Source organism: Streptomyces sp. NPDC006435 (assembly GCF_040612315.1).
GTDB lineage: Bacteria > Actinomycetota > Actinomycetes > Streptomycetales > Streptomycetaceae > Streptomyces.
On record NZ_JBEXPY010000075.1, the window covers coordinates 1 to 26688 of the forward strand.

Below are 26688 nucleotides of genomic sequence, written 5' to 3' on the forward strand. Positions count from 1 at the left end.
CACCCCGACGGCACCATCTACGACGCCACCGGCAACATCGTCCAGCACGCCAAGGACGCCCCGACAGGCAACCCGACCACGAACACGGACACCCCGCACACCGACGCCCCGAACACGGACACCCCGGCCACGGCCAAGGTCCCGGAACACGAACTGGTGAGTGTCGGCGGCCGCAACAGCGACGACGCAACCCGCCTGGGCAGCGACACCTCCGACCCCCTCCACAGAAGCGACCACTCCCCGGACCACACCCCCGGCGGCCACGCGGGCAACCACATGCCCACGAACAACCTGGACAACACCCCCTCGGCCGACAGACCGGACGGCAACGGACCCACCGACCACACCAACACACCAGGCGCAAGCCCTGCCGCCGACCGTTTCGACTCTCACCCCGGGACCAACCACGAAACCTCCGCTGACGGTATTGGTAACGGGCATGGCGGAAACACTCAGGCAGGTGGCAGCCACGGGGCCTCGGGCGGTGAAGGCCCAGCACAGGCCAGCAGCCGCCCTGGCGACTTCTTGTCTGCCGAAGCACCTCGTCCTTTCGAACGGGGGGGTGAGACAGAGCGACAGATTCGGAAAAACCTGCCTGGCTCCAAGGTGAAGCCGAACGATCTGGAAACAGCTTTGGCCAACCTGGCGAAGCATCCTGTGGGTCAGCAGGCAGCAGACCTGATTGCCTCCGGGCGATTCAACGACCTGACGAACTATAATCGGGTAGTTTCGAGCCTCGCTCAGAAGACTGAGACATCGGGTGGAATCGAGCAGCTCCTGCTGGCCGATCGCCTGCAAAAAAACGGCGTCACGGAAATCGGTTTTGAAATAAAAGGAGATGTAGAGATTAGACCCGGTGTTTTTACCGGACGTCATACGGACATGGATGTCATGGCTCGTGATGCCGACGGCAAAATCTATGGGTATCAGTTCAAAGAGATTAAAGATCCGTCAACGACAATCGATAAAATATGGAAGCATAGTAAGCAGCTCAACGAGTCCGGTGCCGATGTCAAAATCTTCGTCGTCGACACGAAGGGCAGCATGGCGGACATGTTGGCGTCCGGAATTCGAAAAGATCTTGCACGGTTTTACGATCGTAAGGGTCTGCTCGTCGTGATTCGTGTCGAAGACGGCACACTCATGTATCCGCCTGGTTCCAGATTCGTCCCGGGAGATATTTCTTGATTACCACCACACCCATTGCGAGATGGTACTGGAGTGAGCGCGGGCGGGATGTTGACCTGCCTCAAGAGGCTGCCCGGAGATTTTCGTCAGCGCTACAGGTCCTCGACCACCATCACCTCGGAACTCCGCACAACGGACGTGTACTCGTCAAGGTCCCTGCCCCAGGGCACCGGAAACTTCTGTTCGAGGCCGAACTTCCATTCACGCCTGCGCTGGTAGCGGAAATCAAGACAGGGCTTACCGAGGGGGAATTTGAGAGTGTGGAAATCTCTGCGTCATGCGATGGGGTGGCGAAAACAAATTTTGGCACGGAGGTTTCGGAGGGGATGCTTGAAATTTCAGTCGATGTCTCCGAGGATTACTTCAACGTGGAACTGGCCACTTACTCGGACATCTGGATGCCGTTCGATCTGAGAGGGCGGGAGCAGGAGGAGACCTTCAGTCGGAATCGCCCCCGACTGTCAGCGGTTCTGGTGGAGATCTCGGGAGCGCTTGGCCTGAAAACTGATCCCGATGACCCGACACGGTTCGGCATCCCTACCGAAACCGGGGTCGCGAACCATTTCGAGGATGATGGCTCCCCGTCCGACGTGTGGGGACGGTTCGAGATCCCCTCTCGAAACGAGGTTTTTAGTCAGACCCCGAAGTTTGAGCCGGCGTACAAGCGCACAGCATGCGGTCGCGTGCTGTACTTCCCCGTCCGCGGCCTTGGTGGGCTCCTCCTGGGTTACCTCTGGGCTTCGGACGCCGAGGGCGCGGCAAGTTTCGAGGCTCGTGACGGAGCCGACCTTGATGGCTACCATGCGGGTCTCGTCTGGCTGGAGCGACTGCAGGACGCTTACGAGCGCGGACTCAGTCCCACGGCCGCACTGATCGAGCTCAGGGATGCACCGAACACCTCGGTGGCAGGGGTGCTGGTAGGGGAAGCGCCTCTGGAGGTGGATGGATTCCAGGATCTGCAGGAGCTGGCCTGCGAGTGAGTGAGCACTGGTACGCCCGGGCTGCGGGCGGGCCGGAAGGAACATGGTGATTGCCGGCACTCCCGTAGCCCGATGGACCTGGGGGCATGACGGCCAGGTCGGGGACAAGACCATCACGTGTCTGGACGCCCTGCTCGCTGCGTACAGCGTTCTGGCAGAGCATCGACTCGTGGTCGGCGACACGAACGCGTTCGTTTCCGTCCATGAGGCCGGAAAGTCGAACAGCTACCTGTTCCGAGGAGAGCTTGAAATCGGTGCGACATCGCCTCCGGCGGGCAGCGCGCAGCGACTGGCCATTCAGATCGAGGCCGCACTGCGCCCCGGGCGCATCGGGAGCGTGTCCGCCCATATCAAGAGCGGTGGCCTGATCTTCAGGGGCGGCGATGATGTCCGTGAGGGAGGACTTTTCCTGCTCGGAGCCTCGACGCTTCTCGACTACGTCAGCGTCAGTCTTGTGACGTTCTCCGATGCCTGGATGCCATGCGACCTGAAAGGTCGTGCCCAGCCCGCCGTGCACGCAGCGAATGCCCCGCGGCTGGCCACCGCCCTTCGTGAGCTCGCGGACGCACTCGGCTCGGAGACCGACCCGGGCGACCCGACTTATTTCGGTGAGCCGACGGAAACCGGAATCGACAACTGCTTCGACCGCGACGGCGTTGCCTCGGATGTCTGGGGAAGTTTCGAGATCCCCTACCGGTACTCGAAGTTCACCCATGCTCCGGGGTTCGGCCGCATCGGCTATGCGTGGTCCGCGGACGGCGAAGTCCAGTACGTTCCTGTGCACGGCGAGCACGGGCTGCTCGGCTACCTCTGGGCCTCCGATGCGGAGAACGCCGCGAGCTTCGAGCCCCGGGATGTCGGGGACGAGGAGAGTTACAGGGCCGGGCTTTTGTGGCTGGACCGCCTTCGTTCCGCGCATGACCGCGGACTGCTGCCTTCCCGGGCTCTGACCGAGTTGGCAGGCCTGACGGACGACAGCAGGCTCAACACGCTCGGTCTGCCGATGCTGCGCGAGCTCGCGAGTGAGGGATGAGCGGCACCCGGGCCGAGTCGGACGGCGACAGCTGCCGTATGAGTCTCGCGAGTGCCCTGGTTCCTGGAGGGCCGCCCGCCCCATTCCCGTGGTGACGTGTACCCGCCATAATCTGACGGCTGATCCCCCACGGCAGACGGAGGCACCCCCGCATGAGCCCGTACACCGCAACGCGCCGGAACTTCCTGGCCGGTGCCCTCGCCGCCACCGCCACCGTGTTCGTCGGTACGGGCTCCGCGGGCGCCGCCGACGGCCGGCGGGCCCTCACCACCCGGGACTGGATGGCCGCCGTCCCCGACGGCACCGAACTGCGGGCGCTCACGATCCCCGGCTCGCACGACTCCGGCGCCCGCTACGGCGGGCCCTGGACCGAGTGCCAGAACACCACGATCGCCGAGCAGTTGGACAGCGGCATCCGCTTCCTCGACGTGCGGTGCCGGGTCACCGGCGGCTCGTTCGCGATCCACCACGGGGCCTCGTACCAGAACCTGATGTTCGGCGACGTGCTGGGCGCCTGCTGGGACTTCCTGGCCGCGCACCCCACCGAGACCGTGCTGATGCGGGTCAAGCAGGAGTACTCGGAGGAGAGCGACGCGACGTTCCGGGCGGTCTTCGACGACTACCTCGACAACCGGGGCTGGCGCCCGCTCTTCCACATCGACGGCGCGCTGCCCGCGCTGGGCGCGGCGCGCGGCAAGGTCGTGCTGCTTGCCGACAACGCCGGTCTGCCCGGCGTCCGTTACGCCGATCCGGCGCTCTTCGACATCCAGGACGACTACATGGCGGAGCCGTTCGCCAAGTACCCCAAGATCGAGGAGCAGTTCCGCAGGGCGGCCCGGCAGCCGGGGAAGCTGTACATGAACTACGTCAGCACGGCGGCCCTGCTCCCGCCGCGCTGGAACGCCGACCGGCTCAACCCGCAGGTGCACTCCTTCCTGGACGGATCGGAGGCGGTCGGCTGGACCGGGCTGGGGATCGTCCCGCTCGACTTCCCCGCAACCCGGTCCGGCCTGGTGGAGTCACTGATCAGGCACAATCCGCTGGGTCAGTGATCCGGTCGCCGTGGTGAGGGGAACGGCTTAGTCCGGTCCGGGGTGCGGGTACCAGCCGGACCAGAAGCCGTCGCGCTTGCGGCCGTTCACCCAAAACTGGCCGTCAGTTTGCGTGATGACCAGGTGAAAGGCCCAGGGATCGTTTTGGCTCCAGTGGTCGGTGATGGAGACCCCGCTCTTGGCGGAGCCGCCCATGGACTTCCACTTGGTCCAGTCCCCGGAGGTGTCGTTCCAGCGTGTGTAGACCGCTCTGTTGGTGCCGATGATGAACTCCTGGCGGGTGCCGTCCGGGAGCTTCTTGACGCTGACGCCGTACTCACAGATGTAGACACCCCCGCCCCTTTTGCACTCGCTCGCCTGGGCGGGCGTGGTAGCCACGGCCAGCCCTGCGAGGACCGCGGCCGCCAGGAGGGCGGCCTTGAATTTCTTCGTGCTGATTTTCTGCTCCTTCGATGACGCGTCGGCGGCGAACCGCCGGTCCGGCCGGCCATGACGCCGACCGGACCTCCGACGCCCTTCCACCCTCGGTCCTCCCGCTCACGTTCTGCTCACGCCCTGCTGACGTCCGGCTGATACCCGGCGGACGCCGGGGCCGTGGCCCCGCACCCTTCGGGCAGGGAGCGGCGGAAGCGGATACTGGCTCCGAAGACGGACACGGCGAGGAGCACATCAGTGACCAGCGACCATCGGACGGGGCCACCCCATTTCGGCAGCGAGCGCGACATGCTGCGGGCCTTCCTCGATTACCACCGGGCGACCCTCGCCATGAAGTGCGAGGGGCTCACCGACGAGGAACTGCGGCAGCAGTCGATGCCGCCCTCCACGCTCTCGCTGCTCGGCCTGGTGCGGCACATGGCGGAGGTGGAACGCACGTGGTTCCGCCGGGTGTTCGAGGACAGCGACGTTCCCCTGGTCTGGTCCGACGTGACCGACTTCCAGGCCGCGTACGACGCGAGCACCTCGACCCGTGACGAGGCGTTCGCCGCCTGGGAGGCCGAGGTGGAGAACTCGCGCCGCGTCGAGCGGGAGTCCGAGTCCCTGGACCGGCCCGGGTACCAGCCGAGGTGGGGCGAGGAGGTGTCGCTGCGGATGGTGATGGTGCACGTGCTCCTGGAGTACGGCCGCCACAACGGGCACGCGGACTTCCTGCGGGAGGGCGTCGACGGGACCGTGGGCGCGTGAGGCCCGGGGGCGCCGGGGCTGGGACGGCCCGGAGCCACCGGGGCCTCACGCGCCCACGGTCCCGGCCCCCTCACAACCGCGGTGGCGGCTGGGGTGCCCCCGGGAGGCGGATCGCCGCCACGGTGCCGTCGCCGTCCTCCGCCGGGCGCAGCGCGATGGTGCCGCCCGACTGCTGGACCGTGCGGGCCACGATCGACAGGCCGAGGCCGGAGCCGGGGAGCTGGCGGGCGGACGGGGAGCGCCAGAAGCGTTCGAAGACGTGGGGGAGCTCGTCGGCGGGGATGCCGGGGCCGTGGTCCCGCACGGTCAGTTCGCCCTCGCGCAGGGCGACCTCGATCGTGCCGCGGGGCGGGCTGAACTTCACCGCGTTGTCCAGGACGTTGACCACCGCCCGCTCCAGCGCGGCCGGTTCGGCCCGTACGTACCAGGGGGTCAGGTCGGCCCTGATCGTCAGCTCGGGGCCGCGCAGCCGGGCGCGTTCCAGGGCGGTGTCCACGATGTCGTGCAGGGCGACGACCTGGAGCGGGCCGGGGCCCGCCGCGTCGGGGCGGGACAGTTCCTGGAGGTCGCCGATGAGCGAGGCCAGCTCGGTCATCTGTGCCTTGACCGACTTCATCAGGGCCCTGCGGTCGTCCGGCGGGATGGCCCGGCCGGTGTCCTCGCTGCGGGCGAGGAGCTCGATGTTGGTGCGCAGCGAGGTCAGCGGGGTGCGCAGTTCGTGCCCCGCGTCCGCGATCAGCTGGGACTGACGGTCGCGGGAGCTGGCCAGGGACGCGGTCATCGAGTTGAACGAGAGGGAGAGGCGGGCGATCTCGTCCTCGCCCTCGACCGGGATGCGGACGGTCAGGTCCTCGGTGCGGGCGACGTGTTCGACGGCCCGGGTCAGCTGGTCCACGGGGCGCAGGCCGGTGCGGGCGACCCAGAGGCCGGCCGCACCGGCGCCGAGCACCCCGATGCCGGAGACGGCCAGGAGCACCCAGGCCAGGGTGGACAGGGGCCGGTCGACCTCGCTGACGGGGCGGGCGAGGGAGAGCGCCAGTTCCGTGTCGGGCAGGCCGAGCCCCTGCGAAACCCGCAGCGGGGTGGTGTAGACGCGCATCCGCGCCCCGTCGGCCGCGGTCGCCCAGTGCAGCGTGTCCGCCTGCTCGTGGCCGATCACGGCGAGGTCCGCCGAGGTGACCGGCAGCTGTGCCGCGCTGGGCGCGATGCAGACCGTGCCCTGGGAGTCGACGAGCTGGACGGTGAAGCCGGAGTAGGGCCGGGGCGGGAGCTGGGAGGTCCCCCGGCAGTACGTGTACAGCTCGGTCAGGTAGCGCTTGTCGACCTGGGTGTCGCGCAGCGAGGAGTCCAGCTGGTTCTCCAGCTGCACCTTCACCATGAACCAGCACGACGCCGCGACCGCCGCGACCGCGACCGCCACCGCGGCCGCGACCAGCAGGGCGAGCCGGGTGCGCAGCGGCCGGGTGCGGAGCCGTCGCAGGATCCCGGTCATCCGTCACCGCCGCCGGTGCGGAGCGCGTAACCGACGCCCCGCACGGTGTGCACGAGCCTCGGCTCGCCGCCCGCCTCCGTCTTGCGGCGCAGGTACATCACGTACACGTCCAGGGAGTTGGAGCTCGGTTCGAAGTCGAAGCCCCACACCGCCTTGAGGATCTGCTCGCGGGTCAGCACCTGGCGCGGGTGGGCCAGGAACATCTCCAGCAGGGTGAACTCGGTACGGGTCAGCTCGACCCTGCGGTTGCCCCGGGAGACCTCGCGGGTGGCGAGGTCCATCCGCAGGTCCGCGAAGGTCAGCACGTTCTCGTCGTGGGCGCCGGCGCCGGCCGCGGGGGCCGCGTAGGAGCTGCGGCGCAGCAGGGCCCGGATGCGGGCGAAGAGCTCGTCCAGCTCGAAGGGTTTGACCAGGTAGTCGTCGGCGCCCGCGTCGAGGCCGGTGACCCGGTCGCCGACGGTGTCGCGGGCGGTGAGCATCAGGATGGGCGTGGTGGTGCCCGCGGAACGGAGCCGGCGGGCGGCGGTCAGGCCGTCCATCCGAGGCATCTGGATGTCGAGGACGATGAGGTCGGGTGCGTACGACTCCGCCCTGGCCAGGGCGTCGAGACCGTCGACGGCGACCTCGGTGCCGTAGCCCTCGAACGCGAGGCTGCGCTGCAGGGCCTCGCGCACGGCGGGCTCGTCGTCGACGATCAGGATGCGCTGCGGATCGTCTTCGGCGGGGCTCATCGCTCGTTGTCCTCTTCTCGTCCGGTACGGCCGCTGTTCCTCTCGGCTCTCAGCCTCGCACGGCCGCGGTGCGTCGTCGCGCGGCCCGGCGCCCGCGGCCGGTGGGGGTGCGGACCTCCGGGACCCGGTCCGGTCCGGTGGCCCCGCTCGCGGCCCGTCCCGGTACGAGGTCCAGGACGAGGGCGAGGGGGAGTGCGAGATCCGCCGGGCCGGTGGGGGTGTTCGTGGGGTGGTGCATGACCGTCTCCTCTCAGGAGCTGTCGCCGGACCGCAGGGTGTCGAGGTCGGCCTTGAGCGTGTTCACGGGGATGGCGAAGCCGAGGCCCACGCTGCCCGCGCTCGAACTGCTCGACCCGCCGGACGAACCCGCCGAGTACATCGCGGAGTTGATGCCGATGATCTCGCCGTTCATGTTGATCAGCGCGCCGCCGGAGTTGCCGGGGTTGAGCGAGGCGTCGGTCTGGATGGCCTTGTACGTGGTGGTGGACTCGCCGGTGTCGCCGTTGAACTGCCGGCCGCCGAACTCGAACGGCCACTGCTCCTGGCCGCCCTGCCACTGCTCCTGTCCTTGTCCCCGGCCGCTGTCGTCGTCCTTGGCGACCGTGACGTCGCGGTCGAGGGCGGAGACGATGCCGCTGGTGACGGTGCCGGTGAGGCCCTCGGGCGAGCCGATCGCGACGACCTGGTCGCCGACCGCCACCTTCGAGGAGTCGCCCAGCGTCGCCGTCTTCAGCCCGCTCGCGCCCTGGAGCCTGATCAGCGCGAGGTCCTTGTCGGGGTCGGTGCCGACGACCTTCGCGGGGTACGTCCGGCCGGTGCTGAGCCGCACCTCGATCGAGGAGGCGCCGGAGATGACGTGGTTGTTGGTGACGACCTCGCCGTCGGACGTGATGACGACGCCGGAACCGGTGGACTCGCCCGCCGTCGAGGTCGCGTTGATCTCCACGATCATCGGCGAGACGGCCTCGGCGACTCCGGCGACGCTGCCCTTGTTGCTCTGCGAGACGGTGGTGCCGGGGACGACGCCGCTGCTGCTCGTGGTGGTGGTGCCGGTGCCGGTGAGCTGTGCGACGACGGTGGCGGTGCCGCCGCCGACGATCGCCGCCGCGATCGCCACGGCCGTCAGCAGGGCGACCGGCCGCCGGGCCCGGTGCCGTGCCGGTGCCGGGCCGGCCGCGGACGGCACCGGACCCGGGCCCTCACCGCCGTGCCCGTCCCCGCCGCCGCTGCCGTACCCGTTCTCCCCGCCGTTACTGCCGTTACTGCCGTTACTGCCGTGACTGCCGTGACCGCCGTTACCGCCGGAGCTGCCGGGGCCGGGCCACACCGTGGTGCCGGGTCCTGTCGCGATCGGCTCCGCGGGCCGGTGGGACGGCGGCGGCGGGTAGGCCGCGCCGTCGTTGCCGTACGAGTTGCCGTACGAGGGGTACGTCGGGTGCTCGCCGCTCGGGCGCTGGCTCTCTGTCATGCATATGAGCGTGTCCGGCGAAGATGAGAGAAGCCTGAGCACGCCCTGAGAAGCCCGGCAGAAGCTCGTATGTCCGATGTAAAGGCCCGCGGGGGAACAACGGGCCGCGGGGTCAGTCCGGCGGGGACGTCGGTTCCCCGCAGCCGCACGAACGCCGCACCACCAGCGCGGACGGGAACTGCTTCAGCCGTTCGCGGCGCGATCCCGACACCCGCAGCGAGTCGTCGAGCACCAGGTCCACCGCCGCCCGTGCCATCGCGGGCCGGTCCGAGGAGACCGTCGTCAGCGGCGGATCGGTCAGCCCGGCCTCCTTCACGTCGTCGAAGCCCGCCACCGCGAGCTCGCCCGGCACGTCGATCCGCAGTTCGCGCGCGGCCCGCAGCACCCCGATGGCCTGGTCGTCCGTCGAGCAGAAGATGGCCGGCGGCCGGTCCGGTCCGGAGAGCAGCTTCAGCGCCACCTGGTAGGCGTCGTAGCGGTTGTACGGGGCCTGGAAGAGCCGGCCCTCCGTCGAGCGCCCCGACTCGTGCATCGCCCGGCGCCAGCCCTCGACGTGGTCGGCGACCGGGTCGCCGACCGCCGGGGTGGAGTCCACGCCGCCGAAGCACGCCACGTACTCGTTGCCGTGCTCCAGCAGGTGCCGGGTGGCGAGCTGGGCGCCGCCGACGTCGTCCGTGACGACCGCGACGTCCTCGATCGCCTCCGGCCGCTCGTGCAGCAGCACGACCCGTGCGTCCCACGCCTCTATCTCGGCCGCCGCCCGCTCGCTGGGGCCCTGGCTGACCAGGATCAGCCCGGAGACCCGCATGCCGAGGAAGGCCCGCAGGTAATGGACCTCGCGCTCGTCGCGGTAGTCGGAATTGCCGACCAGCACCATTTTCCCGCGTTCGGCGGCGGCCTGTTCGACCGCGTGCGCCATTTCCGCGAAGAACGGCTGCCGGGCGTCCGGCACGATCATTCCTATGAGGTCGGTCCGTCGCGACGCCATCGCCTGGGCGACCCGGTCGGGCCGGTAGCCCAGCTCCTTGATCGCGGCGAGCACCCGCTCGCGCGTGGCCGGGGCGACCGGCCTGGGTCCGTTGTTGATGACGTAGCTGACGACCGCTGTCGACGTACCCGCCAGTCTCGCCACATCGTCCCGCGTCACCTTGGCCACGCGCGGCAGTCTACGCGGATGGACCCGTCACGTGGCAGGCCGGACCGGGGCTTTCTCCGCGGCCCCGGCCGTCCGCGACTGCTCCGAACGGGTTACGGGGCTGGTGGCGGCCCCCGCCGCGGCCCGCGTCCCGGTCCGTGTTCCGGTCCGTGTTCCGGTCCCCTCGGCCGCGCGGGCCTCCTCCGCGGCGCGCTCCACCTTCTCCGGCGCGACGAACCGGTAGCCGACGTTGCGGACCGTGCCGATCAGCGATTCGTGCTCGGGACCGAGCTTGGCGCGCAGCCGCCGCACGTGCACGTCGACCGTACGGGTGCCGCCGAAGTAGTCGTAGCCCCAGACCTCCTGGAGCAGCTGGGCGCGGGTGAAGACCCGGCCGGGGTGCTGCGCCAGATATTTGAGCAGCTCGAACTCCTTGAAGGTCAGGTCCAGGACCCGGCCCTTCAGCTTCGCGCTGTACGTCGCCTCGTCGACCGACAGGTCACCGTTGCGGATCTCCATCGGGGAGTCGTCGGCGCCGATCTGCTGCCGGCCGGTGGCCAGCCGCAGCCGGGCCTCGACCTCGGCCGGTCCCGCGGTGTCCAGCAGCACGTCGTCGATGCCCCAGTCGGCGGTGACGGCCGCGAGACCGCCCTCCGTCACGACGAGGAGCAGCGGACAGCCCGGCCCGGTGGACCGCAGCAGCTGGCACAGCGACCGCACCTGCGGCAGGTCGCGGCGCCCGTCGACCAGGATGACGTCGGCACCCGGGGTGTCCACCAGCGCGGGGCCCTCGGCCGGGGCCACCCGCACGCTGTGCAGCAGGAGACCGAGCGCCGGAAGCACCTCCGTCGACGGCTGGAGCGCGTTCGTCAGGAGCAGCAGTGAACTCATCGCCGCCCACCTGCCCGGGTCGTCGGTCGATGATCGTGCACGTTTCGCTCGCCTTGCTCGCCCATTACGTCGGTCCTCCTCGTTCCCTGCGAGAGGGGCACTCCCGGGCGGGGCCCGGGGGAGTATGCGGCACTTCTTCGTACGTTCGGTGCTGGCTTCTCGTCCTGCCTCCCGTACGACGTCGGTCGGACGGTTCCTGCTGGTGCGGTCCCGTGTTCCGGGGCCGCTGAGCTTGTGGAAACGTCGCCGTAACAACGCCTGGAAAGCACAAAAGGACCCGGGGGCTGCTTTGCCCGGATCCTCTTCCCAGCAGAATAGCCCACATGAGTTCTGTGTCCGAGGGACGATTTCCGGGTTCCGCTGTTCCCTTGATCACGCGAACTCCGGCGCGGACGGTATTGCGGACCGATGACGGAGTGCGTATCGAGGCCGTGTACGAGCCGTGCGCGGGGAATGCGCGGGGCGCTGCGAAAACATCCTTCGACGGTACTGCGATCGTGGTCGCGCACGGTTTCACCGGCTCGGCGGACCGGCCCGCGGTGCGGCGCGCGGCCGGGGTGTTCGCCCGGCGCGCGGCCGTGGTCACCTTCTCGTTCCGGGGGCACGGCGGATCCGGCGGGCGGTCGACGGTGGGCGACCGCGAGGTGCTGGACCTGGCGGCCGCGGTGGAGTGGGCGAGGTCGCTCGGGCACCGGCGGGTGGTGACCGTCGGGTTCTCGATGGGCGGTTCCGTGGTGGTGCGGCACGGGGCGCTGTACCGGGAGCGGACCGGGGACGGCGGGGGAGCCGCGGGCACCGGTGGCGCCGGGAAGCGCGAGGGGCGCACCGCGGCGCGTCCGGAGGCGCACGCGGATGCGGTGGTGGCGGTGAGCGCCCCCGCCCGCTGGTACTACCGGGGCACGGCCCCGATGCGCCGGGTGCACTGGGTGGTGACCCGGCCCGTGGGGCGGCTGGTCGGCCGCTACGGGCTGCGCACCAGGATCGACCGCGACGAGTGGGACCCGGTCCCGCTCCCGCCGGTCGGGGCTGCCGGGCTGCTCGCCCCGACGCCGCTGCTGATCGTGCACGGCGACCGGGACCCGTACTTTCCGCTGGACCACCCCCTGTCGCTGGCCGAAGCGGCGGGCGACGGCGCGGAGCTGTGGCTGGAGCGCGGCATGGGGCACGCGGAGAACGCCGCGGACGAGGACCTGCTGACCCGCATCGCCGACTGGGCGGTGGCACCGTGACCGATGATGGACAGCTGACGCGAGACGAGAGGAACGCCGCCATGCCTGCGGGAACGATCCGCTACTGGGCCGCCGCGAAGGCCGCCGCCGGGACCGCGGAGGAGCCGTACACAGCCGCGACCCTCGCCGAGGCGCTCGACGCGGTGCGCGAACGGCACCCCGGAGAGCTCACCCGAGTGCTGCAGAGGTGCTCGTTCCTGATCGACGGTGACCCCGTCGGGACCCGAAGCCATGAGACCGTACGCCTTGCCGAGGGCGGCACGGTCGAGGTGCTCCCGCCGTTCGCAGGAGGGTGAACCGCAGCACATGAGCAGCAACGATCAGCAGTATCCGTACGGACAGGACCCGGGCCACGGGTACGGGCCCGGCGCCGGGCAGTCCCACGGCGGGCAGCCGTACGCCACCCCTGGCCACGCCACCCCCGGCCACGGCACTCCTGGCCACGGGACTCCTGGCCACGGCACTCCTGGCCACGGGGACCACTCGTACGGCGCGCACCAGTCGTACGGAGAGCACCAGTCGTACGGCGGGCAGCCGTACGGGGAGCAGTCGTACGGCGGCCAGGACCCGTACGGCAGCACCCCGTCCCACGGCGGCCAGGACCCGTACAGGGCCCAGGCCCCGTACGACCCGAACCAGACGCATCAGGCGTCTCAGACCCCGTACGACCCGAACCAGGCATCCCAGGGGGGTCACGGTTCCGCGTGGCCGACCGGGTACGGGCAGGAGCCCGCCGGGGCCCACCAGGAGCCGCAGGACCCCGGCGTCGCGCAGACCTGGGAGGGCCAGACCTGGGACACCCAGTACCAGCCCACCATCCACCGCGCGCAGCCGGCGCAGCCCGGCCACCCGGAGCAGCCCGCACAGCCCGTGCCGCCCTCGCAGCCCGTTCCGGCCGCCGCCGAGACCACCGCCTATCTGCCGCCGCAGGGCGCCTCGGGCGCGTACCCGCTGCCCCCCGAGGTGCCGGCCGCACCGCCCGCCGCTCCCGCGGGGGAGACGGGCGCGCCCGCCGTCGTGCCCTCGGAGTCCCTGCTCGACGCCGATGGCTACGGCGCCCCCACCACCCTGGGCAACAGCCGCGTCACCGACGCCCAGCGGGCCCGCGCCGAGGGCCGCTCGCCGATCATCGCGCCGGGCATGCAGCCCGCCGCGATCACCGCGGGGCTCGGGCTGCTGCTCGCCCTGGGCGCCGCGATCGGCCAGTACGCCCTGGTCGTGCCGCTGGTGCTGCTCCAGGCCGTGACCGCGGCCGGCTGGTTCCGGCTCAACGGCATGTGGCCGGCCAGGCAGGGCATCATGCTCGCGTTCGCGGGCGGCCTGGTCGCCGACGTCGCGCTGCTCGCCGCGGGCCGGGAGAACGGCCCGGCCGCCATCCTCGGCACCCTCGGCGTCTGGGTGCTGCTCACCGTGGTCCTCCAGCTGCGCAGCCGGGCGAGCGCCGACGACCGGATGTACGGGCTGATGGCCACCGTCGCCTCGGCCGCCCTCTCGGTGCTGGCCGCCGGTCACCTCGCGGCGGTCCCGGACGCGGTGACGGCGGGGGCGATCGCCGTCGCGGCCGCCGTGGTCGTGCGCGCGCTGCCGCTGCCCGGACCGGCCTCGGTCGTGGTGGCGCTGCTCGCCGCCGCGGGCGCCGGTGCCGCGGCGGGCGCCTTCACCGACCTCGGCGCGAAGGGCGCGCTGCTCGGCCTCGCGGCGGGCGGCTGTGCGCTGATCGGGCTGCGGGTGGCGAGCTACGACTACCCGTCGCGCTTCGTCCACATGACCGCCGGTGTGGCGCTGCCGCTCACCGCCGCGGCTCCCGCCGTCTACCTGCTCGGCCGCGTGCTCCTGTAGCACCGGCCGGTACCGCCCCGGGAACCGAAGAGGGGTTCCCGCTCGTCGATCACCCGGGGCGCCGTGCACGTTTCGTGACGCGTGGGGCGCGAGGGGTTCGTCCGGATTGCAGGGTGGGGGAAGAGCGGGCATGCGTGCACTGCGAATACTGCTGGTCATCGTGTTGGTCCTGGGCGGGATTCTGGCCGCCGTGGACCGGGCGGCGGTGTACTTCGCCGAGTCGGAGGTCGAGGGGCGGATCGAGGTCCCCGGCGCCACGATCGGCTCGACGGACGTCTCCATCGGGGGCTTCCCGTTCCTGACCCAGATCGTCGGGAAGAACCTCGACGAGGTCGACGTGGAGATCATCGGCATCGAGACCGATGCCAACGGCCGCCGGCTCCGGATCGACCGGATGAACGCCGCGCTGCACGACGTGCAGCTGTCCGACAACTACTCCAGTGCCACCGCCGCCCGTGCCACGGGCACCGCCGTCATCTCGTACGAGGACCTCACCAAGGCGGCCAGCGACGGCGTGGCCGTCGAGTACGGCGGCGAGGGCAAGGTGAAGGTGACCGGCACGGTCGACCTCCTCGGCCGCCCGATCTCGCGCAGCGTGCTCTCCAGCGTGACCCTGATCGACGGCCGCACCCTGCGGGTGCGCGCCGACAAGGTCCCGGGCGAGAACATCCCCGGGCTGGAGGACCTGGTGCGCAAGAAGACCGACTTCGACCGGGAGATCGGCGGTCTGCCGAGCGGTCTGAAGCTGCAGAGGATCCAGCCGACCCGGGACGGCCTGGAGATCTCGGTGACGGGCACGGACGTCCGGCTCGCCGGCTGAGAGAGCAGATCGGGGCCGACCGGGGGGTCGGCCGGGAGCCTGTCGGGTGGCCCCGGCAGGGCGGTTCGCCGCCCCGCCGGGGCCATCGGCTTTTTCGGGGCCTTCCGGACCTTCACGGCCTGCCGCACCCTCCGCGCGCCACATAGTGAGACGGACGGGTCCGGCCCTCGGGTAGTCGGTGCCGGGCGGTGGACGGGGCGGGCGGTCGGGGTCGCCGAGATCCCACTTGGGTCTCGCATCATGGATGATCGTGTCTCAACATTCGACACGACGGTGACATGGCCGCCCGCGCCTCCCTACGATCGGTCCCATGCAGTGCTCCATTGGCGGTCTCCCACAGCGGGGACGGGCGGATCTCACGAAGCGGCGGGCAGTGGACCTGTGCCGCGTCGCCGCCATGCTCTGTCGCACTGTCTGAGCGGGAGCCCCAGGCGCCCCGCTCCTTCCCCGGCCCTTCGACGACGTCAGGGCCTTTCCCGATCGCCTTTGTACGTGTGCCGCACGCCGTGCCCCCGTACATCCGCATCACGCACCGTCTCGCATCATCTCGCCGCAGACTGCCCCGGAGGAGAACAGCATGAGCCGCAGTGACGTCCTGGTAGACGCCGACTGGGTCGAGGCCCACATCGACGACCCGCAGGTCGCCCTCGTCGAGGTCGACGAGGACACCTCGGCCTACGAGAAGAACCACATCAGGAACGCGATCCGGATCGACTGGACCAAGGACCTCCAGGACCCGGTCCGCCGCGACTTCATCGACCAGGCCGGCTTCGAGAAGCTCCTGTCCGGGAAGGGCATCGCCAACGACACCACGGTCGTCCTGTACGGCGGCAACAACAACTGGTTCGCGTCCTACGCGTTCTGGTACTTCAAGCTCTACGGCCACCAGGACGTCCGCCTGCTCGACGGCGGCCGCAAGAAGTGGGAGCTCGACTCCCGCGACCTGGTCGACGGCGACCAGATCCCGTCCCGCCCGGCCACCGAGTACAAGGCCCAGCCGCAGGACGAGTCGATCCGCGCCCACCGCGACGACGTCGTGAAGGCGATCGGCAACCAGAACCTGGTCGACGTGCGTTCGCCCGACGAGTTCAGCGGCAAGCTGCTCGCCCCGGCGCACCTCCCGCAGGAGCAGTCCCAGCGCCCCGGCCACGTGCCGACCGCCCGCAACATCCCGTGGTCGAAGAACGCCAACGACGACGGCACCTTCAAGTCGGACGAGGAGCTCAAGGCCCTCTACGAGGCCGAGCAGGTCGACCTGTCGAAGGACACCATCGCGTACTGCCGCATCGGCGAGCGCTCCGCGCTCACCTGGTTCGTGCTGCACCAGCTGCTCGGCCAGGAGAACGTCAAGAACTACGACGGTTCGTGGACCGAGTACGGCTCCCTCGTGGGCGTGCCGATCGAGCTCGGCGCCAACAAGTAACTCCGCACGACCCGGATCCGTACGACCCGTACGACCCTCGACCCGAAGGACGAAACAACATGTGTGGAGCAAAGGCCGGCGGCCCCGACGCCTCGACCATCAAGCCCGGTGAGACCACCATCCAGGGCAGCGTGACCCGCGACGGCGAGCCCGTCACCGGTTACGTGCGCCTGCTGGACTCGACCGGCGAGTTCACCGCGGAGGTCCCGACCTCGGCGACCGGACAGTTCCGCTTCTACGCGGCCGAGGGCACCTGGACGCTGCGCGCCCTGGTTCCCGGCGGCAGCGCCGACCGCACGGTCGTGGCGCAGACCGGTGGCCTCTCCGAGGTCGCGATCGCGGTCTGAGACCCGGACCCGGACCCGGTCCGCACCGTCCGGTCGTGACGGGTCACGGGGGGCCCGTCACGACCCGCGTCGCCCGCGGACCGTGCCACGGACCGGCCGAGGGGCCGTACCCCAGGGGGTTGGACGCCTTCCTGGACGGGGTACGGCCCCTCGTGCCGTCGCGCCGCCGTGCTTCGCACGGGCGGGTACCGGACCTACGCTGGAGGTATGTACGCCCGACGCCGGCGTGGCTACTTCCTGATGATGGGTGTGTGCATCGTCCTCTTCGTGTCGGCCTGGTCCTTCGTCAGGCTGTGGTCGATGCCCGCCGCGGTGGTGATGTGCCTCGTCGCGATGGTCATCCCACCGGTCGCGGCCATGATCGCCAACCGGCGGGGGCCGGAGGACCGTTGGTGGGACGACCCCTCCGGCGACCCCCAGTCCGACGAGTGGTGGGACGAACTCGACGGCAAGAAACGGCGGTAGCGGGAGCGACGCGGACCGCCGGTGACGGCGGCGCGGACCGTCAGTAGACGAGGGCCTGGACGTCCTCGGCCATGATCTCGCTGACGAATACCTGGGCACCGGCGATCCGCACGCCCTCCAGGACGTCCTTCTCGGTGATGTCACGACGGGCCGCGCACTGCGTGCACAGGGTGATCCGGCCGCCCGCCTGGACGGACTCGATCAGATCCGGCAGCGGCGCGGCGTGCGGCAGTTCGAACTCGGCGGCACGTCCCGGCAGCGCGAACCACGCGGATTCCCCGGTCAGCCAGAGCGAGACCTCCACACCGCTGGCGACGGCGACCGCCGCCACCGTGAACGCCTGGGAGCAACGCTCGGCGGAGTCGGCACCTGCGGTCACCTTGATCACGAGCTTCTTCGGCATGTGCCGAACTGTAATCGCCGGGTGGGCAACCTCGACGCTCCGACGATGGTCAGGTGTGTGCGCGGATAACGGAATCAGCGCATCTGGTCTCGTGGGGGGACCCCAATTGGAGCCGAAAAACACTACTTCCGAGAGACCGGCGCCCGAAGCCGCACCGGTCACCGGGCCCGAAACCGTACCGACCGCCGGTCCGGCCGCCGAGCCCGTCGCGGCACCGGCCGCCGAGCCCGTCGCGGCACCGGCCGCCGAGCCCGGAGCCGCACCGGTCACCGCACCGGCCGCCGGGCCCGTCGCGAAGCGTCCCCGCGGGCGTACGGCGCTGATCGTCGCCGTCGCCGCGGTGCTCGGCATCGCGGGTGGCACCGCCGTGGGCTACGACGTGCAGGCCGGGCGCGCCCCGACCCCGCTGCCTGCCCTGTCGCAGCCCGACCTGGCGTACCCGGCGAAGGCGCTGCCCCCGGGCGAGGCCCCCGACCCGCTGCCCGCGTCCAGGGACCGCCGGGTCAGGACGGACGGCGACCTGCACGGACTGATCGCGGACCGGCCCGCGGGCTGGAGCGACGACGACAGCTCGACGCTGAACACCGACGACGGCCGGCTGGACCCGGAAACCTACGCCCGCCTCTACGAGGATGAGGGCTCCATGTACGAGTACCTCCTGCAGGTCGGCATCCGCAGGGTCGCGAGCGCCGGCTGGAAGCGCGGGCAGAACCGCACCGCCGAGACATTCCTCGTGCAGTTCGGCTCGACAACCGTGCACGGGGCCAAGAAATTCGCCGAGGAGCAGCTCAGGTACATGCCCGGGACCGGGACCGGGAGCGGTACGGACGGCAACGGCGGTGCGATCAAGGGCAGCAGCACCGGCCGCTACTACGTGTTCGACGTCGAGCGGGAGCCGGGCCGGCTGCCCCTCTACCACGCCCGCGCCACCATGTACCGCGGTGACATCATGGCCGAGGTCTATCTCTACGACACCGCTCCGATCAGCAAGAAGGACATCCGGACGTTGGCCGAGAGACAGTTGGAGCGCCTGTGAACGACGTGACCACCGAGACGGCCGCACAGGTGGGCCCGCCCGATGGGAACGCCGCCGCTCCGTCCGGCCGCCGGCGCCGGGTGATCCGCACGGTGCTTCCCGCCGTGCTGGTGCTCGCCGCGGTCGGGGGCGCCGCCGCGTACACCGGGAGCGTGGTGGAAGGCGCCGACCGCAGCACCCCGACCCGTCTCTGGGCCGAGCCCGCGCAGGAGCCGGGCAGGGACCCGGCCGGCGACGTGTCCCGGGGCCGGGCCTCCACCGCGCTCAGCAAGCTGCTGCTGCCGGTCCCGGACGGCTACCGGCTCGGCCCCGACAACGGGGAGCTGGGCAACGACGGCGAGCTGAGCGGCAAGAAGGCGGCCGCCGCCATGAAACAGGGCGCCCTAGGCCTCGCGGGCAGGGAACGCCGGGCCTACGAGAAGCGGATCGACGAGCTCCGCATCGAGGGCGTCGCCACCCGTACGTATGCCGCCGACGGCAGCGCCCTGATGATCAGTACCGAGATCGTGCGGATGAAGCACAAGAAGGCCGTCCGCGACTTCTACACCTTCAGGACGGGCTTCCTGGAGGCCCTCGGCGCCTTCCGCGCGGAGCCCCGGATCGAGGGGCACACGAAGAACGCCAGGTGCTACGTCCTGCGCAAGAGCAGCGGGGACGACATCGAGTCGATGAACTGCCTCGCGTACGACGGCGAACTGATCATCGAAGTCATGGCGTCCGGGACCAGGCCGTTCGACCGGGCGGCGGTCACCGGACTCCTGAAGGACCAGCTCGACCACATCGAGTCCCCGGGGGAGTACGTATGACCGAGCAGACGGCGGAGACGTCCGCCACGACCCCGCCGGACACGGCCGGCGCACCCGCCGGGCCCGTCATCGCGCCACCGTCACCGCCGCCAGTACCGAAGCCGCAGCGGCGGGTTCTGCGGGCCGTGGCCCGGTGGACCGTCGCCGCCCTGGTTCTCGGGGGGTTCGGCGCCGGTACGGCCTTCGGCATCGCCTCGATGGAACGCACCGACGTGCCCGGTCTGGCCACCCGGAGCGACGGCCGCTGGGACTATCCCGGGCTCAGCCTGCCCGCGCTCCCGTCCGGCGCGCCCCGCCCGTACAGCGACGGCAACGTCGCCGAGATCCACCACGCCGACCTGCGGCGCCTGCTGCTGCCCGCACCGGCCGGGGCGACCGCGGACAAGAAGCTCGACGGCGGCTGGGTGAGCACGGAGCAGTACCTCTCCGAGTACGCGAGGAGCGAGCGCCCCGCCCTCGGGCGGCTGCTCGACGACTCGGCCCCGCGGCACATCGCCGCACGCGGCTGGACCATGCCGGACGGCACGTCGACCCGGATCTACCTCGTCCGGTTCAACTCGACGGCCTTCGCCCAGGACCTCCTGGACTCGATCATCGTCACCGGCTCCGCGGTGCCGCTCGTCGGGACGTCCGGGACGGTGCTCGACGAGGAATGGGCCGGCAGCAAGGTGGCGGGCACCTCGTCCTACGTGTACGACGAGGTGAAGCCGTACGGCGAGGCACGGGTCCGCCAGGGCTACGTGGTCGCCGGTGACACGCTCGCCCTCGTCGTCCAGTCCCGCGAGGGCCGGGAGGACGCCGGGAGCGTTCCGTTCCACCAGGCGCTGATCCTCCAGAACCAGCTGCTGGGCTGATTGCCCCGGGCGGCCCCGGGCAAGCCCCGGCCCGGCGGGCCGGGCCCCAACCCATTAGGCTGGGGCCCGGCCCGTACTGCTGCCATACCGCTCGTTGCAAGGAGCTCCCGTGCTTGAGGCATTCTTCTCCGCCCTGCTGGTCCTGGTCTGCGTCGGCGTGCTCGCCTTCGTCGGGCTGAGCGTGAAGAAGCTGTACCAGGGCCAGCGCTGACCCCGCCCGCCGTGCCCGGCCGGGCGGGCGCCCTCCGTCGCGGAGGTGTGACGCCCCGTACCGGGCGCGTCGCGTCCGCATGCCACCCCACCTCACAGATCGTCTGAGCCGCTCATGATCGAGATTCCGTCCGACCTCCACCCGGACCTCGTCCCGCTGGCCTTCCTCCTCGGCAACTGGGCGGGCGCGGGTGTTTCCGACTTCCCCGGCGCCGAGCAGTGCAACTTCGGCCAGGAGGTCTCCTTCAGCCACGACGGCCGCGACTTCCTGGAGTACGCGTCGCACACCTGGGTGCTCGACGCCGAGGGCGAGAAGGTCAGGCCGCTGGAGTCCGAGTCCGGCTACTGGCGCATCGACAAGGACCGCAAGGTCGAGGTCGTCATGTCCCGCGACCAGGGCGTCATCGAGATCTGGTACGGCGAGCTGGCCGACCAGAAGCCGCAGATCGACCTGGTCACCGACGCGGTGGCCCGGACCGCGGCCTCCGGCCCGTACAGCGGTGGCAAGCGGCTCTACGGCTACGTGAACAGCGACCTGATGTGGGTCGGCGAGAAGGCCACCCCCGAGGTGGAGCTGCGCCCGTACATGTCGGCGCACCTGAAGAAGGTCGTCACCCCCGAAGAGGTCGAGGAGATGGCGAAGAAGCTCGGCGACCTGCCGGACGACGGCATCGCCTTCTTCAAGTAGCGGCCACAGGTGCAAGATCCTGCCCGCGCAGTACTGCGGGCAGGGCGTCGCCCGGTCCTACACTGGGCGTGTGGTGAGCACCGACTGGAAGACCGATCTCCGGCAGCGCGGCTATCGGCTGACGCCGCAGCGGCAGCTTGTCCTGGAAGCCGTCGACACGCTGGAACACGCGACGCCCGACGACATCCTCTCCGAGGTGCGCAGGACCGCGTCCGGGGTGAACATCTCCACCGTCTACCGCACGCTCGAACTCCTTGAGGAACTGGGGCTGGTCAGCCACGCCCACCTGGGGCACGGGGCGCCCACGTACCACCTGGCCGACCGCCACCACCACATCCACCTGGTCTGCCGCGACTGCGAGGGCGTCATCGAGGCCGATGTCTCCGTCGCCTCCGGCTTCACCGCCGAGCTCCGGGCCGACTTCGGGTTCGAGACGGACATGAAGCACTTCGCGATCTTCGGCCGCTGCGCCGACTGCGCGGCGGGAGCGGCAGGAGCGGCAGGGGCGGCTTCCGGGGAGTAGGAGCGGCCTCCGGGGAGCAGGGCCGGGGCCGGGCCTACGGCCTTCGGCCGATCGGCTCCGACTTCCGTCCTCCTCCCTCCGACCGGGCCTCCGGCCACCGTCCGGCCGCGGACCGCGTCGTACGCTGGTCGCATGAAGAGCCCCCTGCTGTCCCTGCCCGGCGCCGTCCCCGCCGAAGGCCGCGACGAAGGCGTCGCCGCGCACTACGGCGACCTGTTCCGCGAGCAGCGCACCCTCGCCGACGGCTCCGGTCTCGTCGACCTCTCGCACCGCGCCGTCGTCACCGTCACCGGCGGCGACCGGCTGGCCTGGCTGCACCTGCTGCTCACCCAGCACGTCAGCGAACTCGCCCCGGGGCAGGCCACCGAGGCCCTGATCCTCACCGCCAACGGGCACATCGAGCACGCCCTCTACCTGGTCGACGACGGCGAGACCGTGTGGATGCACGCCGAGCCGGGGACCCAGGGCGACCTCATCGCCTACCTGGAGTCCATGAAGTTCTTCTACCGGGTCGAAGTCGCCGACCGCACCGAGGACTTCGCCGTGGTGCACCTGCCGGCCGGTTCCATCGCCGAGGTCCCGGACGGGGTGACGGTACGGGAGACGGCGTACGGCCGGGACCTGTTCCTGCCCCGCGCCGACCTGGAGGAGTACGCGGCGGCGCACGGCCCGGTGGCGGGCATCCTGGCGTACGAGGCGCTGCGCGTCGAGGCGCACCGGCCGCGCCTCGGCTTCGAGACCGACCACCGCACCATTCCGCACGAGCTGGGCCTGATCGGCACCGCCGTCCACCTCCAGAAGGGCTGTTACCGGGGCCAGGAGACGGTGGCCCGGGTGCAGAACCTGGGCAAGCCGCCGCGGCGGCTGGTCTTCCTGCACCTCGACGGCAGCGAGGTGGTGCTGCCCGGCCACGGCACCCCGGTGCGGCTCGCCGCGGACGGCGCCGAGGGGCGCCAGCTGGGCTTCATCACCACGTCCGCCCGCCACCACGAGCTGGGGCCGATCGCGCTGGCCCTGGTCAAGCGGAACGTCGCGGTGGACGCGGAACTGCTCGCGGGGGACACCGCCGCCGCCCAGGAGACGGTCGTCGAGCCGTAGGCCGCGGTGCGGGCCGGGCCGTCAGACCTCGACGAGGACGGTGAACGGGCCGTGGTTGGTGAGCGAGACCCGCATGCTCGCCCCGAACCGGCCCGTCTCCACCCGCGCTCCCAGTGCCCGCAGTTGCGCCACGACCTCGTCGACCAGCGGCTCGGCGACCTCGCCGGGCGCCGCGGCGTTCCAGGTGGGCCTGCGGCCCTTCCGGGCGTCCCCGTAGAGAGTGAACTGGGAAATCACCAGAAGTGGTGCATTCACATCCGAGCAGGACTTCTCGCCCTCCAGGATGCGCAGCGACCAGAGCTTGCGGGCGAGCTGCGCCGCCTTCTCCGCGGTGTCCCCGTGCGTGATTCCCACCAGCACACACAGTCCCTCGCCGACGATTTCGCCGACCACCCGGGGCCCGTCCGGGCCGTCCGTCCCGTCGGCCGCCGTGACGCTCGCGCCGTCCACCCGCTGAATCACTGCACGCATATGGACCAACCTATCTCGGCCAACCCAGCTTGGGCTGAACGGGTACAGAGCATCCACAAGCGCCCCACCGGAGTGGCACCATGCTCGGGAGGCGGTGTGCCGACGCACCGGTCGAGGGGATGGACACAAGCATGAGCACCTATGGAACCGGGCAGTCCCCCGGCGCCGTGCCGGTCGCGCGGAGCGGCGCGAGCACCAGCACCAGTACCTCTGCCGGCACCAGCGCCAGTACCAGCACCATGCGCCCGCCCGTGCAGCGAACCGGCCACGGCCCGGAGGGCTGCCCGTCCGCCGGACAGCAGCCCGAGCTGGGCACCCTGCGGCTGCCGGAGCTGCGCACGCTGCGCCGCGAGTCGCAGCGCGACGAGGCCGACCTCAGCTATGTGCGCCGGCTGGTCCAGGGGCGGATCGACATCCTGCGGGCCGAGCTGGCCCGGCGGCTGGACCCGGAGACCCCGGTGGTGGACCGTCTCTCGGAGATCCTCGCCGACACCCCGTCCCGGCACCGCTCCTCCGCCCGGCATGTCACGCTCACCACACCCCGCAGCGACGAGTACCGCCGGCTGGCGGCCGAGACGCTCTCCGAGGTCGAGCTCTCCGACCTCGACGCCCGTACGGACGAAGAGCTGCACACCGCGATGGGCCGCCTGGTCCGCTACGAACAGCAGGTCTCCCGGCGCCGTCACCAGCTGCAACGCACCGCTGACGATTGCGGTGCGGAGATCGCCCGCAGGTACCGTGACGGTGAAGCACAAGTAGACGACCTGCTCGCCTGAAGCGATCCTTCCGGGGGCGGGTTCCGCCCGTCCCCGGAAGGCCACCATGACCTCCAGCGCCGCCCCGTCCGTCATATCTCCCGCCCTTCCCGTCCTGGCCGAGGTCGTACGGTCCGGGTTCGTGGAGGGCCACCACCGGGGTTCGCTGGTCGTCCTGGCCGCCGACGGCAGCGTGGAACGGGCCCTGGGCGACCCGACGGCCCCGGTCTTCCCGCGCTCCTCGAACAAGCCGATGCAGGCCGCGGCCGTGCTGCGGGCCGGGCTGGACCTGTCGGGGGAGCGGCTGGCACTGGCCGCCGCCAGCCACTCCGGCGAGGACTTCCACATCGAACTCGTCCGCACGATGCTCGCCGAGCACGGACTGACCCCGGACGACCTGCAGACCCCGCCCGACCTGCCGCTGGACCCGGCGGAGGCGGAGACGTACCTTGCCGCGGGCCGGGTCCGGGAGCGGATCACCATGAACTGCTCCGGCAAGCACGCGGCGATGCTCGCGACGTGCGGGCCGAACGGCTGGGACCGGTCCTCCTACCTCGACCCCGCGCACCCGCTTCAGCAGCTGGTGCACCGGGTGGTGGAGGAGGCGGCGGGCGAGCCCGTGACGGCGGTCGGGACGGACGGGTGCGGGGCGCCGCTGATGGCGATCAGCCTGGTGGGTCTGGCGCGGGCCTTCCGTTCGTTCGTGCTGGCGGAGCCGGGGACGGCGGAGCGCCGGGTCGCGGACGCGATGCGGGCCCACCCCGAGTACGTGGCCGGCACGCGCCGTCCCGACACCTGGCTGATGCGGGAGGTGCCGGGCGTGCTCTCCAAGATGGGGGCGGAGGCGGTGCAGGCGCTGGCGCTGCCGGACGGCCGGGCGCTGGCCTTCAAGGTCGACGACGGCGCGACGCGGGCGCTCGGCCCGGTGCTGGCCCGGTCGCTGGACCTGCTCGGCATCGACGCCCCGGTGGTCTCCCGGATCGCGCACACCCCGCTGTTCGGCGGCGGCGGCGAGGTCGGCGAGATCAGGGCGGCCTTCTGACCTGCTCGGGGACCTGACCTGACCGGACCGGCCCCGGGGCCGGGTGCTCCGGTCCGGGCCGCAGGGTCCGGGCCGCGGAAAACGGGGCGACAGCACGCGCGCGGAGTACTTAGCGTGGGGCCCATGCATCCTGCTGAGGTCCGTACGATCACCGAGTCCGATTTCCCCGACTGGCTGCGTGCCAAGCACACCGGCTTCCTGCGGGAGCCGGTGGCCGCGGAACGGGAGATCTCCCGGCGTCTTCCGTACACCGACCTGGCCCGTACGCAGGGCGCGTTCGACAACGGACGGTGCGTGGCCACGTACCGCTCGTTCGCGCAGGAGCTCACGGCCGTCGGCGGTGCCGCGGTGCCGGCCGACGCGATCTCCAACGTCACGGTGTCGCCCACCCACCGCAGGCGCGGGCTGCTCGGCCGGATGATGACCGCGGACCTGGCGGCGGCGAAGGAACGCGGCGACGTGGTCGCCACGCTGATCGCCGCCGAGTACCCGATCTACGGGAGGTACGGCTTCGGCCCGGCGACGTGGACCACCGAGTGGGAGATCGACGTGCCGAGGGCCGGCCTCGACCCGCGCTGGTCGGGCCCCGCCGAGCAGGACGGCGGCCGGGTCGACCTGGTGAGCGGCCCGGACGTGCGCAAGCTGGGCCCGGCCCTCCACGAGCGGCTGCGCGCCCGGCAGCACGGCGTGGTCAGCCGCGACGCACGCTGGTGGGAGGTGAACACCGGCGAGAACCTGGCCGGCCCCGAGCCCTGGACGGAGCCCTTCCACGCGGTGTACACCAACGCGGACGGCGTGCCCGAGGGCCTGATCACCTACCGCGCCGACGCCCGGTGGGGCGACGCCAAGCAGCCGCTGAACCGGGCCACGGTGCAGGGAATGATCGCCGTGACCCCGGCCGCGGAGCGCACGCTCTGGCACTTCGTCTGCTCGATCGACTGGATCACCACGGTCCGCACCGGCCACCGCGCCCCCGACGACCTGCTGCCCCTCCTCCTCCCGGACCCGCGCGCGGCCCGCGTCGTGACCCAGGCGGACTGGCTGTGGGTGCGGGTCCTGGACGTCGTGCGCGCCCTGGAGGCCCGTACCTACGCCGTGCCCGGCACGCTCGTGCTGGACGTCCACGACGCCTCGGGCCTGTCGGCCGGCCGCTACCGGCTGGAGGGCTCCCCGGCCGGGGCGAGCTGCGCCCCGACCACTGCCGAGCCCGACATCGCCCTGGACGTGCGGGAGCTGGGCACGCTCTACCTGGGTGACGAGTCGCCGCTCAGGCTGGCGGCGCTGGGCCGGGTCGAGGAACGCACGCCGGGCGCGGTGGCGACGGCCGAGGGGATGTTCCGGGCGGCACGGCGCGCCTGGTGCCCGGACGTGTTCTGAGGACCGCCGCGGGGGCGACGGGCGGACGGGGGGGGGGGGGGGGGGCCCCCCCCCCCCCCCGGGGCCCCCCCGGGCGCCCCGCCCCGTGGGCCCGGGCCCCGGGGCCCCCCCCGCCGGCCCCGGGGGCGCGGGGGGGGGGGGGGTGGGGAG

Annotated in this window: 30 protein-coding genes and 1 pseudogene; 22 read left to right on the forward strand and 9 right to left on the reverse strand. The window is 71.2% G+C overall.

Annotation, left to right across the window (positions count from 1 at the left end):
- From ABZZ04_RS37270 to ABZZ04_RS37285, 4 genes and pseudogenes are all read left to right on the forward strand, one after another.
- Window positions 1–1188, forward strand: a pseudogene (locus ABZZ04_RS37270) (hypothetical protein); the annotation flags it as partial.
- On the forward strand, window positions 1185–2168 hold the full coding sequence (locus tag ABZZ04_RS37275) for a hypothetical protein (RefSeq protein ID WP_356936680.1): 984 nt from the start codon (window positions 1185–1187) through the stop codon (window positions 2166–2168). The pseudogene ABZZ04_RS37270 and the gene ABZZ04_RS37275, both read left to right, overlap by 4 nt.
- 43 nt (window positions 2169–2211) lie before the next feature.
- A complete protein-coding gene (locus tag ABZZ04_RS37280) occupies window positions 2212–3201 on the forward strand; it encodes a hypothetical protein (RefSeq protein WP_356936681.1) in 990 nt (329 codons plus the stop codon).
- A gap of 152 nt (window positions 3202–3353) precedes the next feature.
- Window positions 3354–4253, forward strand: coding sequence for a phosphatidylinositol-specific phospholipase C (locus ABZZ04_RS37285; protein ID WP_356936682.1), 900 nt, complete (start codon window positions 3354–3356; stop codon window positions 4251–4253).
- Between the two features lie 27 nt (window positions 4254–4280).
- On the opposite strand, the gene ABZZ04_RS37290 is transcribed toward ABZZ04_RS37285, so the two are convergent.
- Window positions 4281–4631 carry a hypothetical protein gene (locus tag ABZZ04_RS37290; protein WP_356936683.1) on the reverse strand — a complete coding sequence of 117 codons (351 nt, stop codon included), beginning with the start codon at window positions 4629–4631 and terminating at the stop codon, window positions 4281–4283.
- A 294-nt stretch (window positions 4632–4925) separates the two neighbouring features.
- Here ABZZ04_RS37290 and ABZZ04_RS37295 point away from each other — a divergent pair, with 294 nt between their 5' ends.
- Entirely contained in the window at window positions 4926–5435 is a 510-nt protein-coding gene (locus ABZZ04_RS37295; protein ID WP_356936684.1) for a DinB family protein, read from the forward strand.
- 70 nt (window positions 5436–5505) lie between these two features.
- Here ABZZ04_RS37295 and ABZZ04_RS37300 read toward each other — a convergent pair whose 3' ends face one another.
- The 6 genes from ABZZ04_RS37300 to ABZZ04_RS37325 all read right to left on the reverse strand — a co-directional run bounded on the left by ABZZ04_RS37300 (window position 5506) and on the right by ABZZ04_RS37325 (window position 11152).
- Entirely contained in the window at window positions 5506–6927 is a 1422-nt protein-coding gene (locus tag ABZZ04_RS37300) for a HAMP domain-containing sensor histidine kinase (protein WP_356936685.1), read from the reverse strand.
- Window positions 6924–7658 carry a response regulator transcription factor gene (locus ABZZ04_RS37305; protein WP_356936686.1) on the reverse strand — a complete coding sequence of 245 codons (735 nt, stop codon included), beginning with the start codon at window positions 7656–7658 and terminating at the stop codon, window positions 6924–6926. Before ABZZ04_RS37305 ends, ABZZ04_RS37300 begins: the two co-directional genes overlap by 4 nt.
- 49 nt (window positions 7659–7707) lie before the next feature.
- On the reverse strand, window positions 7708–7896 hold the full coding sequence (locus tag ABZZ04_RS37310; protein ID WP_356936687.1) for a hypothetical protein: 189 nt from the start codon (window positions 7894–7896) through the stop codon (window positions 7708–7710).
- 12 nt (window positions 7897–7908) lie between these two features.
- Window positions 7909–9126, reverse strand: coding sequence for a trypsin-like peptidase domain-containing protein (locus tag ABZZ04_RS37315; RefSeq protein WP_356936688.1), 1218 nt, complete (start codon window positions 9124–9126; stop codon window positions 7909–7911).
- Window positions 9127–9238: 112 nt separating this feature from the next.
- Window positions 9239–10282 (reverse strand): LacI family DNA-binding transcriptional regulator, encoded by a 1044-nt coding sequence (locus ABZZ04_RS37320; RefSeq protein ID WP_356936689.1) that lies wholly within the window; start codon window positions 10280–10282, stop codon window positions 9239–9241.
- Window positions 10283–10309: 27 nt separating this feature from the next.
- Window positions 10310–11152: a response regulator transcription factor gene (locus tag ABZZ04_RS37325; protein ID WP_356936690.1), complete on the reverse strand. Its 843-nt coding sequence runs from the start codon at window positions 11150–11152 to the stop codon at window positions 10310–10312.
- Between the two features lie 323 nt (window positions 11153–11475).
- Between ABZZ04_RS37325 and ABZZ04_RS37330 the strand changes: the two genes are divergently transcribed.
- The 8 genes from ABZZ04_RS37330 to ABZZ04_RS37365 all read left to right on the forward strand — a co-directional run bounded on the left by ABZZ04_RS37330 (window position 11476) and on the right by ABZZ04_RS37365 (window position 17275).
- Window positions 11476–12381: an alpha/beta hydrolase gene (locus ABZZ04_RS37330; RefSeq protein WP_356936691.1), complete on the forward strand. Its 906-nt coding sequence runs from the start codon at window positions 11476–11478 to the stop codon at window positions 12379–12381.
- 41 nt (window positions 12382–12422) lie between these two features.
- A complete protein-coding gene (locus ABZZ04_RS37335) occupies window positions 12423–12677 on the forward strand; it encodes a MoaD/ThiS family protein (RefSeq protein ID WP_037695845.1) in 255 nt (84 codons plus the stop codon).
- A gap of 10 nt (window positions 12678–12687) precedes the next feature.
- Window positions 12688–14220 (forward strand): hypothetical protein, encoded by a 1533-nt coding sequence (locus ABZZ04_RS37340; protein WP_356936692.1) that lies wholly within the window; start codon window positions 12688–12690, stop codon window positions 14218–14220.
- A gap of 130 nt (window positions 14221–14350) precedes the next feature.
- Entirely contained in the window at window positions 14351–15040 is a 690-nt protein-coding gene (locus tag ABZZ04_RS37345) for a DUF2993 domain-containing protein (RefSeq protein ID WP_356936693.1), read from the forward strand.
- Window positions 15041–15350: 310 nt separating this feature from the next.
- Window positions 15351–15458 carry a putative leader peptide gene (locus tag ABZZ04_RS37350; RefSeq protein WP_350983699.1) on the forward strand — a complete coding sequence of 36 codons (108 nt, stop codon included), beginning with the start codon at window positions 15351–15353 and terminating at the stop codon, window positions 15456–15458.
- Between the two features lie 159 nt (window positions 15459–15617).
- On the forward strand, window positions 15618–16463 hold the full coding sequence (locus tag ABZZ04_RS37355) for a sulfurtransferase (RefSeq protein ID WP_356936694.1): 846 nt from the start codon (window positions 15618–15620) through the stop codon (window positions 16461–16463).
- A 59-nt stretch (window positions 16464–16522) separates the two neighbouring features.
- A complete protein-coding gene (locus ABZZ04_RS37360; RefSeq protein WP_018490348.1) occupies window positions 16523–16810 on the forward strand; it encodes a DUF1416 domain-containing protein in 288 nt (95 codons plus the stop codon).
- 207 nt (window positions 16811–17017) lie between these two features.
- Complete coding sequence (locus tag ABZZ04_RS37365) at window positions 17018–17275, forward strand: DUF3099 domain-containing protein (RefSeq protein WP_356936695.1); 258 nt, start codon at window positions 17018–17020, stop codon at window positions 17273–17275.
- A 40-nt stretch (window positions 17276–17315) separates the two neighbouring features.
- Here ABZZ04_RS37365 and ABZZ04_RS37370 read toward each other — a convergent pair whose 3' ends face one another.
- Window positions 17316–17678: a DsrE family protein gene (locus ABZZ04_RS37370; protein ID WP_148837141.1), complete on the reverse strand. Its 363-nt coding sequence runs from the start codon at window positions 17676–17678 to the stop codon at window positions 17316–17318.
- Window positions 17679–17784: 106 nt separating this feature from the next.
- On the opposite strand from ABZZ04_RS37370, the gene ABZZ04_RS37375 reads away from it, so the two are divergent.
- The 6 genes from ABZZ04_RS37375 (at window position 17785) to ABZZ04_RS37400 (ending at window position 22893) form a co-directional block, all read left to right on the forward strand.
- Window positions 17785–18714: a hypothetical protein gene (locus ABZZ04_RS37375; RefSeq protein WP_356936696.1), complete on the forward strand. Its 930-nt coding sequence runs from the start codon at window positions 17785–17787 to the stop codon at window positions 18712–18714.
- Window positions 18711–19520: a hypothetical protein gene (locus ABZZ04_RS37380; RefSeq protein WP_356936697.1), complete on the forward strand. Its 810-nt coding sequence runs from the start codon at window positions 18711–18713 to the stop codon at window positions 19518–19520. Before ABZZ04_RS37375 ends, ABZZ04_RS37380 begins: the two co-directional genes overlap by 4 nt.
- Entirely contained in the window at window positions 19517–20374 is an 858-nt protein-coding gene (locus tag ABZZ04_RS37385) for a hypothetical protein (RefSeq protein ID WP_356936698.1), read from the forward strand. The genes ABZZ04_RS37380 and ABZZ04_RS37385 overlap by 4 nt, the downstream gene beginning before the upstream one ends.
- 325 nt (window positions 20375–20699) lie before the next feature.
- Window positions 20700–21272 (forward strand): FABP family protein, encoded by a 573-nt coding sequence (locus tag ABZZ04_RS37390; protein WP_356936699.1) that lies wholly within the window; start codon window positions 20700–20702, stop codon window positions 21270–21272.
- A gap of 70 nt (window positions 21273–21342) precedes the next feature.
- A complete protein-coding gene (locus tag ABZZ04_RS37395; protein WP_356936700.1) occupies window positions 21343–21795 on the forward strand; it encodes a transcriptional repressor in 453 nt (150 codons plus the stop codon).
- A gap of 132 nt (window positions 21796–21927) precedes the next feature.
- Window positions 21928–22893: a folate-binding protein gene (locus ABZZ04_RS37400; protein ID WP_356936701.1), complete on the forward strand. Its 966-nt coding sequence runs from the start codon at window positions 21928–21930 to the stop codon at window positions 22891–22893.
- A gap of 21 nt (window positions 22894–22914) precedes the next feature.
- Here ABZZ04_RS37400 and dtd read toward each other — a convergent pair whose 3' ends face one another.
- Window positions 22915–23364, reverse strand: a complete 450-nt coding sequence (dtd, locus tag ABZZ04_RS37405) for a D-aminoacyl-tRNA deacylase (protein WP_356936702.1) — start codon at window positions 23362–23364, stop codon at window positions 22915–22917.
- 131 nt (window positions 23365–23495) lie between these two features.
- Here dtd and ABZZ04_RS37410 point away from each other — a divergent pair, with 131 nt between their 5' ends.
- The 3 genes from ABZZ04_RS37410 (at window position 23496) to ABZZ04_RS37420 (ending at window position 26538) form a co-directional block, all read left to right on the forward strand.
- A complete protein-coding gene (locus tag ABZZ04_RS37410; RefSeq protein ID WP_356936703.1) occupies window positions 23496–24140 on the forward strand; it encodes an ABC transporter substrate-binding protein in 645 nt (214 codons plus the stop codon).
- Between the two features lie 46 nt (window positions 24141–24186).
- On the forward strand, window positions 24187–25161 hold the full coding sequence (locus tag ABZZ04_RS37415) for an asparaginase (RefSeq protein WP_356936704.1): 975 nt from the start codon (window positions 24187–24189) through the stop codon (window positions 25159–25161).
- 123 nt (window positions 25162–25284) lie between these two features.
- Window positions 25285–26538, forward strand: coding sequence for a GNAT family N-acetyltransferase (locus ABZZ04_RS37420; RefSeq protein WP_356936705.1), 1254 nt, complete (start codon window positions 25285–25287; stop codon window positions 26536–26538).
- Window positions 26539–26688 lie beyond the last annotated feature (150 nt).